Below are 13,890 nucleotides of genomic sequence, written 5' to 3'. Positions count from 1 at the left end.
CGGCGGCGGCCGGGCGCGCCACGCTGCGGGCCGCGGGCCGGTCCGGACGACGCAGGGTCTCATAGGGCACAGGTCCCTGCGGGTTAGCGGCGGTGGGGGTCGCGGAGGTCGCGGGGGGCGCGGCGGCGTCCTGGGCGATGGCCGGTGCGGCCAGGAGGAGGAGCGCGGCGAAGGCGGCTTTGGCGACGGAATTCATCGATTGGATCGGCTTCGGGTAAAGGGCTGGCGCAAGCCCCCCTTGTAGAGACGCCAGCGCGGTCTTCAACCCGGCCCTCGCCCTTAAGGCAAGTTGCCCGCCGAGAGTGTCGGGGTTAGGCGGCGGGAGGTCTATCCGGCTGACGCGCCTGACGGCTGCGAGTGAGGGCCTTGGTGAACAGGGTCCGATTTCCTCGGATCCTGGAAGGCTCGAGCCGGAGGGGCTTGCGGGAAGGTGTACAGGGGCAGCATCGGACGCAGCTGCGGCCCGATCCAGACCTGGGGTTCGGAGGGCGGAGTCATGCCCTCCTTCTTTTCGCGCGCCGAGACGCAGGCCAGGACCTGCTTGGCGAGGCTGGGGAAGTCGCGGGCGCCCGGGCTCGACTGCAGGAAGCACTCATCGAAGAACGGATACTTGTTGGACTCCCCGCAGCCGAACGACGTGCGGTCGGGCCGCGCCGCCGTCAGGATCATGCGGTTGGGCTGGGCCAGTTCGGGGATGAAGACGCCGGAGAAGCAGGCCGAGATCACCACCACAGTGGGCCGCTGGCCGCAGGTTCGATCCAGGATCGCCGCCAGCAGACGCGGCGCCAGGAGGTCCCGGTCCACCAGCACCCCCTGAGGGGCGCCGTGCGAGGACAGATAGAACAGGCAGCCGCCGCCTGCCCGCGGCGCCACATCGGTCAGGGCCTCGTAGATGGCCTTGGGACTGGATTTCCCGGGCTTCACATCCCTGTAGCGCTCAGGCCGGACGGAGAACTGCCGCAGGTTGGCCTTCTGGAATCCGATCCGCTCCAGTTCCTGAGCGACATCACGCCGCGCGTTGTCGAAGGCCTCGGAGGGGCGGCCGGAACTCGCGTGCCAGTCGCCAGCCACCACGATGGCGGCCCAGTCGGAGAAAGGTCCCTCGGCAGCGAACGCCGGGGCCGTCCAGCCGAGCAGCAGGACTGTCAGGACGCCGAGGAAACCGCGGCGCAGGCCCATGCTACTTCTTGTAGGATTGGAAGGGGGTGGGAACCGCCGTGCCCGTGGCCTTGGCCACCAGCCGGCCGTCGGCGTCGTAGAGTTCACCCTCGGTGAAGGCGATGGTCCGCCCCCATTTGGCCACCCGGCCGATGCCCTTCAGGGTCCCGGGCATCGCCGGGCGGTAGAAGGTGGTCTTCATCTCGGCGGTGGGCGCCACATGGGTCATGCCGGAAGCCACCATGCAGGCCGTCGACATCGCCTCGTCCAGCATGGCGCAGAGATAGCCGCCCTGAATCTGCTTCATCGGATTGAGCAGCAGCTCGGCCCTGGCCTCGAAGGCCACCTCAACGGACTTCTCAGCCTGACTGACCGCCACCATGCGGAAGCCCAGGGTCTGGGATCCGGTGGGCTGGTTCTTGGAGCGCAGGAAGCGCGCCAGGATCGCCTCGTCGGTCAGGGCCTCGGGCTCCGGGGCTGCGACGTCGGTCATGGTCGGGGCTCACTTCTTGCGGAATTGGTCCAGGGAGACGACGTTGGCCGCCTCCGGGTCGGCATCGGCGGCGTCCGCGGCGGGCGCGGGCTTGTCGGCCACGGCGGCCGGGGCCTCGCCGGCCGCCGGGGCGGTCTCGAACGACAGCAGGAACTGGACGCTGGGGTCGTAGAACCGGGTCACCGCCGCATAGGGGACCGAGAGCCGCTTGGGCTGGCCGCCGAACTTCAGGGTGACCGAGAAGAAGGTCTCTCCGGGCGCCAGGTCCCAGTACTGGTGCTGCAGGACGATGGTCATCTCGTCCGGGTACTTGCCCAGCAGGTCGGCCGGACCGGAGACGCCGGGCGCCTCGCTCTTGAAGGTGATGTAGAAATGGTGCGCCCCGGGCAGACCGTCGGGCGCCGCGGCGCGCTTCAGGGCGGCCTTGACCACACCACGCAGCGCTTCCTGAGCCATCGCCTCGTAGTGCATCTGGTCTTGGGCCGGCGGGTCCTGAGCCATGGTGTCTCCGAGAGGCGATAGGCGAGTTGCCAAAGGGTAACGCCTCCGGGCGTGCGCGCAAGGCGGCAGGCGAGTCAAAACGCAGGCTGCGGCCTTGGCGCCACGCGCTTGGCGGACATGGCGGATGCGCCTATTGCGGAATTCGACCGGGGGCCGCCGTCCAAGACCATGCTGTTTGCTTCGCCGACCTTCCTGTTCGTCTTCCTGCCCCTGTGCCTGGCGGCCTATTTCGCCAGTCCGTCAATCGCGCTGAAGAACGCCGTCCTGCTGGCGGCCTCCCTGGTGTTCTACGCCTGGGGCGAGCCGGTCTTCGTGGTGCTGATGGCGGCCATGACCCTGGCGAACTACGCCGCCGCCCTGGCCATCGACGCCCGCGAGGGCGCGGCCCGCAAGGGCGCCCTGGCGCTGGCGGTGGCCATCAACCTCGGCGCCCTGACCGTCTTCAAATATGCGGGCCTGATCGCCGTCAGCCTGGGCCTGCCCGATCCGCAGATTCCCCTGCCGCTGGGGATTTCCTTCTTCACCTTCCACTGCCTCTCCTACCTGATCGACACCTATCGCCGGCGCTTTCCGGCCAACCGCGACGTCACCCAGGTGGCGCTCTACATCGCCCTGTTCCCCCAGCTGATCGCCGGGCCCATCGTCCGCTACAAGACCATCGCCAAGCGGCTGGCCCATCGCCGCCACAGCCTGGGTCGCGCCTCGGCGGGCATCCGGCTGTTCATCATCGGCCTGGCGCAGAAGCTGCTGATCGCCGACCCCATCGCCCCCCTGGCCGACGCGGTGTTCGACCATGCCAGGGCTCCCGGCCTTCTCGAGGCCTGGCTGGGGGCGGGCGCCTACGCCCTGCAGATCTATTTCGACTTCGCCGCCTATTCGACCATGGCCATCGGCCTGGCGGTGATCTTCGGCTTCTCCCTGCCGCGCAACTTCCGCACCCCCTACGCCTCGGCCTCGATCACCGAGTTCTGGCGCCGCTGGCACATCAGCCTGTCCACCTGGTTCCGGGACTATCTCTACATCCCGCTGGGCGGCAATCGCGGCCCCGCCTGGAAGACCTGGCGCAACCTGATCGTGGTCTTCCTGCTGTGCGGCCTCTGGCACGGAGCGGCCTGGACCTTCCTGCTGTGGGGCGCCTGGCATGGCCTGTTCCTGGTGCTGGAGCGGGCAGGGCTCGGTCGCCTGCTGGCGCGCCTGCCGCGCCCGGTCGGCTGGGCCTATGCGCTCGCCGCCGTGACCCTGGGCTGGGTGCTGTTCCGGGCCGCCGACATGAGCCGGGTCCTTGATCTGTGGACCGGCATGGCGGGTCTACGGGGATTGGGCGGCCTCCAGGCCCAGACCCATGCCGCGCTCCAGCCCCTGCACCTGTGGCTGGTCCCCCTGGCGGGCCTGCTGGCGGTGTTTGGCCTGCCCAAGGTCCTGCGAAAGGTTCGCGGCCTCGCCTGGGTCGACACCGCGGGCGTCGCCCTGCTGCTGGCGCTCTGCCTGCTGAAGGTCGCCTGGGGCGCCTACAGCCCCTTCCTGTATTTCCGGTTCTAGGGGCGCGCCATGCTGATGACCCGCCCCCGCCGCCCCCTGATCCTGGCGGTCTTGGCCGTCCTGGTCGCGCCCGTGATCGCCATGCCCTTCGTGCCGTTCAAGACCGTGTCCCTGGAGGAGAACCGCCGCCTGGCGCCCGCGCCGACCCTGCCGACCACGCCCGGCGAATGGCGCAAGCTGCCGCGCGCGATCGATGCCTGGCTCGCCGACCATTTCGGCTTCCGCGATCCCCTGATGCAGACGGCGGCGGAGCTGCAGCGGGGGCTGGGCGGGGAGGGCGCGGCCGCGACCGCGGTCACTGGCCGGCAAGGGCAGATGTTCCTGGTGGACGGCCTGCTGCGCTCCACCGGCCAGGAGGTCGACCCAGCCCGCGCCGCCGACTACGCCGCCTTCGTCTGCGAAGCCAAGGCCAGGCTGCCTGGCGTGAACGTGGTCGCCAGCCTCGCCCCGTCGCCGGCGGAGATCATGCCCGACCTGGCGCCCGACTGGGCCGGGCCCGCCAAGTCTCCCACCGAGTATGACCTGATCCTGAGCGGCCTGAGCCAATGCGGCGTCAAGGCTGTCGATCTGCGCCCTAGCCTGCGCGGGGCCCGCGCCGCCGGGCAGCTTGTCTACCGGAAGCTCGACAGCCATTGGGCCCTGCGCGGTTCTCTGCTCGCCTACAATGAGATCGTGCCCGCGATGGGTCGGCCGGAGTGGGGTATCGATCCCAAGGCGCTTCCCTGGGCCACCATAGCCTTGGACAACGGCGACCTGCCTCGTCTCGCCGGTCAGCCGCCGGCTTTTGAGCAGGTGGAGATTCACAACATCACCGGCCTGAACCCCGGTTATGCGCGCGCGCCAATCCCGGGGATCGCGGGCCGATCAGTCCAGCCCTTCATGGTCGATATGCGACAACCCGGTCCCACAGTGCTGATCGTCGGCGACAGTTTCACCGCCGATCCGCTGCCGCCCTATTTCGCGCCCTTCGTGGGCAAGGTCGCCTGGGTGCACGAGGACCGCTGCGCCTTTGACTGGCGGGTGGTGGCATGGGTGAAGCCGGATTACGTGCTCTTCCTGCCCGCCGCGCGCGAAGCCGTCTGCGATGGCGCAAGGCCCGCGCATTTCAACTGATGTGGGGAGGAAAGAAAGGTGGAGGGCTTCTGTTGCAAGGCGCCCTCCGGGCCCCGCCTAGCGCTGCTAAGACGCTAGGAGTTTAGGTCGAAATCTATCGGGTCGCTTACGCGGCCAAACGGACTTCTTCAGCGAAGTTATCGTTCGCATTTAGATAAAGGCCCGAAACGGTGGGCCAAGCCGGAAGAAAGCAACACCTTTAGACGTCTGTCGATGCTGATCGGCCCCGCACTTGCCCGCGATAACCGGGGGAAGATTGGTGGAGCCGCCGGGAATCGCACCCGGGTCCAGTCCGCTTATTACGTGCGCGTTTATCCTCATAGTCGGGCCGAAACCCGACCCTGCACATATAGGCGTGCTGGGTTCCGATTTGAAGAACCGATGGAAAAAACACCCATCTTGCCGTCCACGAGGTGTGAATGGGCGAGCGGGTGCGTGGACGGCCACCGATTGTGCGCGAGCGGGTTAGGGAGAGATCGGCCTCATCCCCTAGCCTTGCGCGATCACGTTTCGCACCCCCTTAGGCTTCCCATGCACCCCCTGATCTACGCCGCCCGACCCCTCGTCCTGGATTTCCTGGCGACCATCGTCTTTCTGGTCCTGGTGGCCCTCAAGGTCGATGCGGCCATCGCCGCCGGCGTCGCCATCGCCATCGGCGTGGCGCAGGTGGCCATCCTCAAGGTCATCAACCGCCCCGTCGCGCCGTTGCAGTGGTTGGGCCTCGCCCTTGTCCTGGTGTTCGGCACGGCCAGCCTGCTGACCCACGACATGCGCTTCCTGATGGTCAAGCCCACCATCATCTACCTTCTGGTGGGCGCCTTCATGCTCCAGCGCGGCTGGATGCTGCGCTACCTGCCGCCCATCGCGGCGGGTCATGGCGAGGATGTCATGGTGGTGTTCGGCTATGTCTGGGCCGGGCTGATGTTCGTCAGCGGGGTCGCCAACGCGGTGGTGGCCGTGGCCTTCACCGCCCACTGGGTCGTCTTCATGGCCATCTTCCCCACGGCCTCGAAGGTCGCGCTGTTCGCCGTCCAGTACCTGACCATGCGGACGGTCGTGCGCCGGCGGATCATCGCGGCGCGGGAAGTTCCGGAAGGGGCCGTGGCCTAGGCGCTGGCGCGGGCTTCCTTGGCCTTGGCGATCAGGCCGGCGATCAGGCTGTCCTTGTAGGACTTCAACAGGCCGAAGGACCGCTCCACCTGGTCGCGGTCGCCGGTCACCAGCAGCTCCATGGCCAGGCCGCGCATGGCCGCCATGTGCAGGCCGACCATGGCGTCGACAGCCTCGCGGTCCTCGATGCCGATCTCCTGGGCCAGCTCCCACATCCGCTGGCGGCGGTTCTGTTCGATGCTGTTGAACATGTCGGGCAGCTTGGCGGCCAGCACCTTGTCGGAGCGCGCGGCCATCATGATCTCGAGCTTGGCCATGGCCGGCTCCTGGATCAGGACCGTCCAGGTCGTCTCGGTCCGCGACATGAAGAAGGCCAGCTTGTCGTCGTCGTCGTTGAGGGCCGGGGGCTGGTGCGACCGCTCGTCGGCGCCCGAGGCGTAGGCCACCACCGCCAGCATCAGGTCCACCTTGGACGGGAACTGGTGCAGCATGCCGCCGCGGCTGACGCCCGCGGCCTCGGCGATGGTCGAAAGCGTGGTTGCTGAGTAGCCCAGCCGGTTCAGGCAGTCGACGGCGGCGTCGATCAGCCGGGCGCGCATGCTGGCTGTGCGCTCCGCCTGGCTGCGCCGCGCCTCGGGGACAGTGTCGCCCTTGCCGCCCATATCAGTGGCCTCCCAACCCTGCGGCATCCTGCGGCTGTTCCGCCACGGGTGGCAAGGTGAAGAAAAGGGGCGCCGACGCGTCTCGCGCGCCGGTGCCAGTGCCCAGACGATCTTTGCGACCGCTTGGGAGGACCTCTGTGATCTGTGAATTCCCGCGCCCGATATCGGAGCGCGGCGCCCATGCGAAACCGCACGGACGCCGGCGCCGAAGGTGAGCCATGGCGCCCGCGGCATCCTGGAAGAGCCGCCGGCGCCCGGCCGTCTGAATGTCAAATTCGTCCAAGTGAAAACGACTCACGCGACCTGACCCAGAAATTGGGCTGGGACGCAAAATTGCAAAATAAATCAATCAACTAAAAGCAGGCTGGCGATGAATGGATCGCCTGTTGTTTCCAAATCCCCGTCGGGCCGGTTCTGGTTCACGCCCCGGTTGGGACCCGCGCCGATCAGCCTCGTCGTTGGGAGGAAGAGACACCCGCGCGGACGCGGCGTCAACAAACAAACCGTCCAAGCGGTCTGTTTTTCGCGAGCTTGCGTGTCTGAATCGAAGTTCTAGAAAACCTCGGCCCCGCGGGTGATCGAGAGCACCCCGGTCCGCGACAGCTCCACCAGGCCCAGTGGCCGCATCAGGTCGACAAACTTGTCGATCTTCGACGAGGCGCCGGTCAGTTCGAAGATGAAGCTGTCGATGGTGGTGTCCAGGACCTTGGCGCGGAAGATATCGGCGATGCGCAGGGCCTCGACCCGGTCGCCGCCCGATCCCTTCACCTTCACCAGGGCCAGTTCGCGTTCCAGGCCGTTGGGATCTCGGGTGATGTCCTGCACGTGGCGCGTGGCCACCATCTTCTCGAGCTGGGCCTCGATCTGCATCAGCACATGCGGGGTGCCCCGGGTGACGATGGTGACGCGCGAGGTGTGCGCGCGGCGGTCGGTCTCGGCCACCGTCAGGCTCTCGATATTGTAGCCCCGCGCCGCGAACAGCCCCACCAGCCGGTGCAGAACCCCCGGCTCATTGTCCACCAGGATGGCGAAGGTCGCCAGGCTCTCGGACTCTTCCGAAGGGGTCAGGTCATAGACGGAGGCGGGCTGGGTGTCGGACATGCGGATCTCGTACGAAAGCGTCGGCACGGAGGTGTCACAAGCGCGTCCGGCGGGCAAGGGATGGGAATGCCCGAAAATCACTGGCCTTCCCCGGGGGCGATGGCGGAGAACAGGCATAACCACAAAACACGGGAGGCCTCAGGCCATGGCGATTTCACTCTACGACGTCAGCGTCGGCTCATTCCTGCAGTCCTTGGGCGGCGTCTCGGGTTTCCTGGACCGGGGCCTGTCTCACTTCACCGACAACAATGTCGACCCCGACTCGATCGTCGACATCCGCCTGTTCCCCGACATGCTGCCCTTCTGGTTCCAGATCTCCTCGGTGGCGCACCACTCCATCGACGCCATCGACGGCGTGCGGGCAGGGACCTTCTCGCCCGGGGGCGCGACCCCGCCGCTCAGCTACGCTGATCTGCAGAAGCTGGTGGCCGACGCCATCGCCTCGCTGAAGGCCCTGGACCCCGCCGAGGTCAACGGCTTCGAGGGCCAGGACATGGCCTTCGTGATGGGTTCGCTGCGGCTGGGCTTCACCGCCGAGACCTTCCTGATGTCCTTCTCCCTGCCCAACCTGCATTTTCACGCCACCACCGCCTACGACATCCTGCGCATGCAGGGCGTGCCGCTCGGCAAGCGCGACTTCATGGGCCCGATGCGTTTGAAGGCGTAAGCGCCTTGCCCTGGCGGCCCAGGTCGGCATGCTTGGCGACATGCATGCAGACCGGGACGCCATCGCCGCCAACCTCGCGGCCTTTCCGCGCCGCGCCCTGGATCCGACCGGGCGCCGGCGCGCGGCCGTGGCCATCGTGCTGTCCACGAAGGACGGCGAACTCACCTATCTGCTGACCCGCCGGGCGCTCACCATGCGCCGGGGCGCCGGCAACTACGCCTTGCCGGGGGGCAATCTGGAGCCGGGGGAAGACGCCGTCACCGCCGCGATCCGTGAGACCTCCGAAGAACTCGGCGTCGCCATCACCCCGCAGGAGGCGCTTGGCCTGCTGGACGACTTCCTCACCCTGGGCGGCCATATCGTAACCCCGGTGGTGTTCTGGACCGACGAGACCCTCAGCCTGAACCCCGACCCCACCGAGGTGGACCGCGCCTGGTTCGAGCCCGTCGAGCGCCTGAACCATCCCGACTCGCCGATGAGCGAGGATCACCCCGACGGCGGCGAGCCGATCCTGCGGATGTTCGCCGACGACAACTGGATCAACCCGCCCACCGCCGCCTGGCTCTACCAGTTCCGGGAGGTGGCCCTGCATGGCCGTCTCATCCGGGTTAGCATGATCGGCCAGCCGGAATGGACGGCGCGCTAGCTCGCCGGGACGATGCCGGTATAGGATTTCACCGCCCCGGTCCGCCGGGACGAGACACGCGGCAATGACCGCACAGGAGAGGGAGCGCCAATTGGCCACCAAGACATTCCCCGTGGAAGCGGGGCACATCCTCATGTTCGCCCGATCGGTGGGCGACGATAACCGCGTCTATTCCGACGCCGACTACGCCAAGACCACGGAGGCTGGCGGCATCATCGCTCCGCCCACCTTCGCCCAGGCCAGCGCCCAGTTTGATCCCGACTACGGCCTGCGGCCCAAGATCGGCCAGCCCTGGTTCGGCTCGGGCAAGAACGCCACCGGCATCACCCGCGCACCGGGTGGCGGTGGCGGCGGTGGAGGCGGCGGCCTGCATGCCGAACAGCACTTCGAATATCATCGCCCGCTAAAGGCCGGCGACGTGCTCACCGCCACCACGACGCCCGGCAAGACCTGGGAGAAGGAAGGCAAGCGCTCGGGCAAGCTGGTCTTCTCCGAGAGCGTCACCGAGTACCGCGACCAGAAGGGCGAACTGGTGATCACCGCCCGCGGCGTCGGTGTCCGCACCGAACGTCCTGTCGAGCAACCCGCAGAGAAAGCCTAGGAGGCTCCCATGGCGCTCAGCGCGAAATCATTGAAGGTGGGCGACGCCCACACCGCCCGTCTGGTGGAAGACCTGAAGCGGACCCAGATCGTCCAGTACGCGGGCGCGTCCGGCGACTACAACCCGCTGCACACCGACGAAATCTTCACCACCCAGGTGGCCGGCTACCCGTCGGTCTTCGCCCACGGCATGCTGACCATGGGCATGACCGGCAAGATGCTCACCGACTATGTCGGCGACGCCCGCCTGACCAAGTACGGCGTGCGTTTCACCAGCCAGGTCTGGCCCGGCGACACCCTGGAGGCGACCGCCACGCTCAAGGCGATCACCGAAAAGGACGGCGCCAAGATCGCCGAGTTCGACGTCAAGACGACCAACCAGGCCGGCGTTGAGGTGCTCAGCGGCTACGCCGAGGCCCGCCTCGACGACTAAACGAAATGGCGGAGGCGGGCTTACCGGCCTCCGCCGAATTCCTAGACCAGCCGCTTGCCGGCGTCGTCGATGACGCCGCCCAGGTCGCGGCCGTCGTCGGCCAGGATCATCTCGTTGTGGGCCTTGCCGGACGGGATCATCGGGAAGCAGTTCTCTTCCTTGGTCACCCGGCAGTCGAACAGCACGGGTTTGCGCACCGAGATCATCTCCAGGATCTTGTCGTCCAGTTCGTCGGGCGTTTCCGCCCGGATGCCGACCCCGCCGAAGGCCTCGGCCATCTTCACGAAGTCGGGCAGGCTGGCCGAATAGGAGTGGCTGTAGCGCTCCCCGTGCAGCAGCTGCTGCCACTGGCGGACCATGCCCATCCACTCGTTGTTCAGAATGAAGATCTTGATAGGCAGGTCGTACTGAATGGCCGTGGCGATCTCCTGCATGGTCATCTGCACGCTGGCGTCGCCGGCGATGTCGATGACCAGGGCGTCGGGGTGCGCCATCTGCACGCCCACGGCGGCCGGCAGGCCGTAGCCCATGGTGCCCAGGCCGCCGGACGTCATCCAGCGGTTGGGCTGCTCGAAGTGATAGTACTGGGCCGCCCACATCTGGTGCTGGCCGACCTCGGTGGTGATGTAGGTGTCGCGGTCCTTGGTCAGTTCATACAACCGCTCGACGGCGTACTGCGGCTTGATCAGCTTTGAGTCCGGGGCATAGGCGAAGCCCTTGCGACCGCGCCAGGCGTCGATCTCGCTCCACCAGGTCTTCAGGGCGCTCTTGTCGGTGGACAGGTTGCGGCTCTTCCAGACGGCGATCAGGTCTTCGAGCACCGAGCCTGCGTCCCCGACGATGCCGATGTCGGCCTTGACGTTCTTGGAGATCGAGGACGGGTCGATGTCGATGTGAATCTTCTTCGACCCCGGCGAGAAGGCGTCCAGCCGGCCGGTGACCCGGTCGTCGAAGCGGGCGCCGATGCAGACCATGACGTCGCAGTCGTGCATGGCGTGGTTGGCCTCATAGGCCCCATGCATGCCCAGCATCCCCAGCCACTGGGGATCAGACGCCGGGAAGGCGCCCAGGCCCATCAGGGTCGAGGTCACCGGCGCGCCGGTCAGCTTGGCGAAGTCGCGCAGCAGCTGGGAGGCCTTGGGGCCCGCATTGATGACGCCGCCGCCGGTATAGAGGATCGGCTTGCGCGCCCCGGCGATCAGGGCCGCGGCCTCGGCCACCTTGTTCACGTCGCCCTTGGTGCGCGGGCTGTACTCGTGATTGTGCTTCACCGCCTTGGGGCCCTGATAGGCGCCGCGGGAGAACTGCACGTCCTTGGGGATGTCGATGACCACCGGGCCCGGACGGCCTGAGGTCGCGATGTGGAAAGCCTCGTGCATGATGCGCGGCAGCTCTTCGACCGACTTCACCAGGTAGTTCTGCTTGGTGATCGACCGCGTGATGCCGACCGTGTCGCACTCCTGGAAGGCGTCGGTGCCGATCAGGTGGGTGGCGACCTGGCCGGTGATGACCACCATCGGGATGGAGTCCATCAGGGCGTCGACGATGCCAGTGACCGCATTGGTGGCGCCGGGGCCGGACGTGACCAGGACCACGCCGCACTTGCCGGTGGAGCGCGCATAGCCCTCGGCGGCGTGGGTCGCCCCCTGCTCGTGGCGCACCAGCACGTGCTGCAGGCGCGTCTCCTCGAACAGGGCGTCGTAGATCGGCAGCACCGCGCCGCCCGGATAGCCGAACAGCACCTCGACGCCCTGGTCGATCATGGCGCGGACGACGATCTCGGCGCCGGTCAGGGTTTCAATATCGGCTTCGATGGTGGTCTGGTGGGCGGTCATTTCGGGGAGCCTGGTGTGGGGCAATAAAAAAGGCCCTCTGGGGGCCCGGTGCAAGCGACCTTGTTCAGACTGACGTGATCGTCAGTCCGCGACAGGTCGCCGTACAAGTACAAGAATCTCGCGCACGAGCATTCTCCAGAAACGAAGGTCCCTGCTGATGCCATGCCCCCGTCAGGGCGTCAAGCCGGGGTTCAGCGCAAGAAACTGCCTCCACTGGTCGTCGGGGTCGCTCGCCGTGACGCGCGGCCAGTCGCTCATCTGCCCCCGCTGCCAGGTGGACTGACGCTTGGCGTAGCGGCGGGTCTCCTGCTGGGCGGCGGCCAACGCGCGGGCCGGGGTCAGTTCACCGCGCAGCTGAGCCGACAGTTCCCGCACCCCCACCGCCTTCATGATCGGCAGGGCGGGGTCGAGGTTCCGGGCCATCAACTCGGCCACCTCTTCCAAGGCGCCGGCGGCGATCATCGCCTCCAGCCGAGCGTCGCATCGGTCGTAGAGCGCCTTGCGGTCCGGCTCCAAAGCGACGGCTGAATAGCTTCCGGCGGGGAGGGCAGGGTCGGTCCTCCCCTGCCAGTCGGTCAGCGAGACGCCACTGGCGGCGAACACCTCCCAGGCCCGCACCAGCCTCTGCCGGTCGCCGGGGCTGATCCGCGACGCGGCGGCGGGATCGGCCTCGGCCAGCCGACGGCGGAAGGCGACCTCGCCCATCGTCTCGTAATCGATGGCGGCCTGGTCGCGCACCTCCGGCGGTGTCGGCGGGATCTCCGCCAAGCCGTGGGTGAGGGCGCGGAAATAGAGCCCGGTGCCACCGACCACGACCACTGCCTGTCCGCGCCCGGTGATCTCGGCGATCTCCTGGCTCGCCGCCCGTGACCAGGTCCCCACTGACCAGCCGTCGGCGCCGTCGACGGTTCCCACCAGGTGATGCGGGACCCAGGCCTCCTCCTCGTGGGAGGGGCGGGCGGTCACCACGCGCAGGTCGCGATAGATCTGCAGGGCGTCGGCGCCGACGATCTCCGCCCCGATCTTCTGGGCCAGGCGCAGCGCCAGGGCCGACTTGCCGCTTGCGGTGGGCCCGGCGATCAGCCAGATGCGGGGCTCCATGCAGCTCGCCCTTACCCTCGTCAGTCCCACGCCAGATGCGGCCCAGGCCGCCATCGGCCCGATCACCACAGCGCTCGCAGGCGCCCGCGCCCGCGTCAAGGAGCCCCGCGTCCTGGGCCCCGGCGCCATCGACCTGGCGCTGGAGGCCGACGCCATCGCGCCGGTTCGCATCGCCGTGGCCAATGCGCTGGAGGGCCTGCCCATCGACGCCTGCGTCCAGCACTGGAACGGGCGGAAGAAGCGCCTGCTGATCGCCGACATGGACTCCACCATCATCGGCTGCGAGTGCATCGACGAGCTGGCCGATTTCGCGGGCGTGAAGGACAAGGTCTCCGAAATCACCGAGCGCGCCATGCGCGGCGAGCTGGACTTCGACTCCGCCCTGCGCGAACGCGTCGCCATGCTGAAGGGCCTGTCGGTGGATGTCCTGCAGCGCTGTTATGACGAGCGGGTGGAGCTGAACCCCGGCGCCCGCACCCTGGTCCGCACCATGACCGCCAACGGCGCCGGCGCCTTCCTGGTCTCCGGCGGTTTCACCTTCTTCACCTCCCGCGTGGCCCAGGCCGCCGGTTTCCAGGCCAACCGCGCCAACACCCTGGTCGAGGCGAACGGGCTGCTGACGGGTGAGGTCGGCTCCCCCATCCTCGGCCGCGAGGCCAAGCTGGCCGCCCTGCGCGAGGAGAGCGCCGCTGCGGGCTTCACCCCCGCCGAGGCGCTCGCCGTCGGCGACGGCGCCAACGACCTGGCCATGATCAATGCGGCCGGCCTCGGCGTCGCCTACCGCGCCAAGCCCATCGTCGCCGCCGAGGCCGACGCCAAGGTGGACTTCGCCGACCTCACCGCCTTGCTCTACTTCCAGGGCTACACAGCGGCCGACTTCGTTACAGACTGACGCCAGGCTTGATTGGGCGACCCCGCGCCAACCGCGCTA

Annotated in this window: 15 protein-coding genes, 1 other RNA gene and 1 pseudogene; 8 read left to right on the top strand and 9 right to left on the bottom strand. The window is 67.9% G+C overall.

Annotation, left to right across the window (positions count from 1 at the left end; all coding sequences use genetic code 11):
- The 4 genes and pseudogenes from Q8N10_RS09250 to Q8N10_RS09235 all read right to left on the bottom strand — a co-directional run.
- Positions 1–196: pseudogene (locus Q8N10_RS09250) on the bottom strand (hypothetical protein); the annotation flags it as partial.
- A 131-nt stretch (positions 197–327) separates the two neighbouring features.
- Positions 328–1,179 (bottom strand): C13 family peptidase, encoded by an 852-nt coding sequence (locus Q8N10_RS09245; protein ID WP_304781793.1) that lies wholly within the window; start codon positions 1,177–1,179, stop codon positions 328–330.
- 1 nt (position 1,180) lies between these two features.
- Positions 1,181–1,651: a PaaI family thioesterase gene (locus Q8N10_RS09240; RefSeq protein ID WP_304781796.1), complete on the bottom strand. Its 471-nt coding sequence runs from the start codon at positions 1,649–1,651 to the stop codon at positions 1,181–1,183.
- A gap of 9 nt (positions 1,652–1,660) precedes the next feature.
- Positions 1,661–2,152: an SspB family protein gene (locus Q8N10_RS09235; RefSeq protein ID WP_304781799.1), complete on the bottom strand. Its 492-nt coding sequence runs from the start codon at positions 2,150–2,152 to the stop codon at positions 1,661–1,663.
- A gap of 117 nt (positions 2,153–2,269) precedes the next feature.
- Here Q8N10_RS09235 and Q8N10_RS09230 point away from each other — a divergent pair, with 117 nt between their 5' ends.
- Together Q8N10_RS09230 and Q8N10_RS09225 are read left to right on the top strand one after the other, a co-directional pair.
- A complete protein-coding gene (locus tag Q8N10_RS09230; protein ID WP_304781802.1) occupies positions 2,270–3,691 on the top strand; it encodes an MBOAT family protein in 1,422 nt (473 codons plus the stop codon).
- 9 nt (positions 3,692–3,700) lie between these two features.
- Positions 3,701–4,804, top strand: a complete 1,104-nt coding sequence (locus Q8N10_RS09225) for a hypothetical protein (protein ID WP_304781804.1) — start codon at positions 3,701–3,703, stop codon at positions 4,802–4,804.
- A gap of 17 nt (positions 4,805–4,821) precedes the next feature.
- On the opposite strand, the gene ssrA is transcribed toward Q8N10_RS09225, so the two are convergent.
- Positions 4,822–5,183: a transfer-messenger RNA gene (gene ssrA, locus Q8N10_RS09220) on the bottom strand.
- A gap of 152 nt (positions 5,184–5,335) precedes the next feature.
- Here ssrA and Q8N10_RS09215 point away from each other — a divergent pair.
- Complete coding sequence (locus Q8N10_RS09215) at positions 5,336–5,914, top strand: septation protein IspZ (RefSeq protein ID WP_304781807.1); 579 nt, start codon at positions 5,336–5,338, stop codon at positions 5,912–5,914.
- Here Q8N10_RS09215 and Q8N10_RS09210 read toward each other — a convergent pair.
- Together Q8N10_RS09210 and ilvN are read right to left on the bottom strand one after the other, a co-directional pair.
- Positions 5,911–6,603: a TetR/AcrR family transcriptional regulator gene (locus tag Q8N10_RS09210; RefSeq protein ID WP_304781811.1), complete on the bottom strand. Its 693-nt coding sequence runs from the start codon at positions 6,601–6,603 to the stop codon at positions 5,911–5,913. The two genes, Q8N10_RS09215 and Q8N10_RS09210, sit on opposite strands and share 4 nt — an antisense overlap.
- Positions 6,604–7,128: 525 nt before the next feature.
- A complete protein-coding gene (gene ilvN, locus Q8N10_RS09205) occupies positions 7,129–7,677 on the bottom strand; it encodes an acetolactate synthase small subunit (protein ID WP_304782589.1) in 549 nt (182 codons plus the stop codon).
- Between the two features lie 145 nt (positions 7,678–7,822).
- Between ilvN and Q8N10_RS09200 the strand changes: the two genes are divergently transcribed.
- The 4 genes from Q8N10_RS09200 (at position 7,823) to Q8N10_RS09185 (ending at position 10,023) form a co-directional block, all read left to right on the top strand.
- Positions 7,823–8,344, top strand: coding sequence for a DUF1993 family protein (locus Q8N10_RS09200; RefSeq protein ID WP_304781814.1), 522 nt, complete (start codon positions 7,823–7,825; stop codon positions 8,342–8,344).
- Positions 8,345–8,372: 28 nt separating this feature from the next.
- Entirely contained in the window at positions 8,373–8,990 is a 618-nt protein-coding gene (locus Q8N10_RS09195) for a CoA pyrophosphatase (RefSeq protein WP_304781817.1), read from the top strand.
- Between the two features lie 91 nt (positions 8,991–9,081).
- Entirely contained in the window at positions 9,082–9,591 is a 510-nt protein-coding gene (locus Q8N10_RS09190) for a MaoC family dehydratase N-terminal domain-containing protein (protein WP_304781820.1), read from the top strand.
- A 9-nt stretch (positions 9,592–9,600) separates the two neighbouring features.
- The gene (locus Q8N10_RS09185; protein ID WP_304781822.1) at positions 9,601–10,023 is read left to right on the top strand and encodes a MaoC/PaaZ C-terminal domain-containing protein; all 423 of its coding nucleotides are present in this window, start codon (positions 9,601–9,603) and stop codon (positions 10,021–10,023) included.
- Positions 10,024–10,064: 41 nt separating this feature from the next.
- Here Q8N10_RS09185 and Q8N10_RS09180 read toward each other — a convergent pair whose 3' ends face one another.
- Together Q8N10_RS09180 and miaA are read right to left on the bottom strand one after the other, a co-directional pair.
- Positions 10,065–11,858, bottom strand: a complete 1,794-nt coding sequence (locus Q8N10_RS09180; RefSeq protein WP_304781825.1) for an acetolactate synthase 3 large subunit — start codon at positions 11,856–11,858, stop codon at positions 10,065–10,067.
- Between the two features lie 171 nt (positions 11,859–12,029).
- Positions 12,030–13,013 (bottom strand): tRNA (adenosine(37)-N6)-dimethylallyltransferase MiaA, encoded by a 984-nt coding sequence (gene miaA, locus Q8N10_RS09175; RefSeq protein ID WP_304781827.1) that lies wholly within the window; start codon positions 13,011–13,013, stop codon positions 12,030–12,032.
- On the opposite strand from miaA, the gene serB reads away from it, so the two are divergent.
- Positions 12,958–13,851, top strand: a complete 894-nt coding sequence (gene serB, locus Q8N10_RS09170; RefSeq protein ID WP_304781830.1) for a phosphoserine phosphatase SerB — start codon at positions 12,958–12,960, stop codon at positions 13,849–13,851. The genes miaA and serB overlap by 56 nt on opposite strands.
- The last annotated feature ends 39 nt before the right edge of the window (positions 13,852–13,890 follow it).

It is taken from the genome of Phenylobacterium sp. (genome assembly GCF_030693625.1).
Lineage (GTDB): Bacteria > Pseudomonadota > Alphaproteobacteria > Caulobacterales > Caulobacteraceae > Phenylobacterium > Phenylobacterium ferrooxidans.
The sequence above is the reverse complement of the archived record's forward strand: the minus strand, read 5'-3'. Positions and strand labels throughout refer to the sequence as shown.

What these genes read in the sequence shown, in the direction of transcription:
- Q8N10_RS09240 (WP_304781796.1), bottom strand. Translation starts at nt 1,651, where the DNA reads ATGACCGACGTCGCAGCCCCGGAGCCCGAGGCCCTGACCGACGAGGCG.
- Q8N10_RS09230 (WP_304781802.1), top strand. Translation starts at nt 2,270, where the DNA reads ATGGCGGATGCGCCTATTGCGGAATTCGACCGGGGGCCGCCGTCCAAG.
- Q8N10_RS09195 (WP_304781817.1), top strand. Translation starts at nt 8,373, where the DNA reads ATGCTTGGCGACATGCATGCAGACCGGGACGCCATCGCCGCCAACCTC.
- Q8N10_RS09225 (WP_304781804.1), top strand. Translation starts at nt 3,701, where the DNA reads ATGCTGATGACCCGCCCCCGCCGCCCCCTGATCCTGGCGGTCTTGGCC.
- Q8N10_RS09245 (WP_304781793.1), bottom strand. Translation starts at nt 1,179, where the DNA reads ATGGGCCTGCGCCGCGGTTTCCTCGGCGTCCTGACAGTCCTGCTGCTC.
- Q8N10_RS09185 (WP_304781822.1), top strand. Translation starts at nt 9,601, where the DNA reads ATGGCGCTCAGCGCGAAATCATTGAAGGTGGGCGACGCCCACACCGCC.
- Q8N10_RS09215 (WP_304781807.1), top strand. Translation starts at nt 5,336, where the DNA reads ATGCACCCCCTGATCTACGCCGCCCGACCCCTCGTCCTGGATTTCCTG.
- Q8N10_RS09180 (WP_304781825.1), bottom strand. Translation starts at nt 11,858, where the DNA reads ATGACCGCCCACCAGACCACCATCGAAGCCGATATTGAAACCCTGACC.
- miaA (WP_304781827.1), bottom strand. Translation starts at nt 13,013, where the DNA reads ATGGCGGCCTGGGCCGCATCTGGCGTGGGACTGACGAGGGTAAGGGCG.
- Q8N10_RS09235 (WP_304781799.1), bottom strand. Translation starts at nt 2,152, where the DNA reads ATGGCTCAGGACCCGCCGGCCCAAGACCAGATGCACTACGAGGCGATG.
- serB (WP_304781830.1), top strand. Translation starts at nt 12,958, where the DNA reads ATGCAGCTCGCCCTTACCCTCGTCAGTCCCACGCCAGATGCGGCCCAG.
- Q8N10_RS09200 (WP_304781814.1), top strand. Translation starts at nt 7,823, where the DNA reads ATGGCGATTTCACTCTACGACGTCAGCGTCGGCTCATTCCTGCAGTCC.
- Q8N10_RS09210 (WP_304781811.1), bottom strand. Translation starts at nt 6,603, where the DNA reads ATGCCGCAGGGTTGGGAGGCCACTGATATGGGCGGCAAGGGCGACACT.
- ilvN (WP_304782589.1), bottom strand. Translation starts at nt 7,677, where the DNA reads ATGTCCGACACCCAGCCCGCCTCCGTCTATGACCTGACCCCTTCGGAA.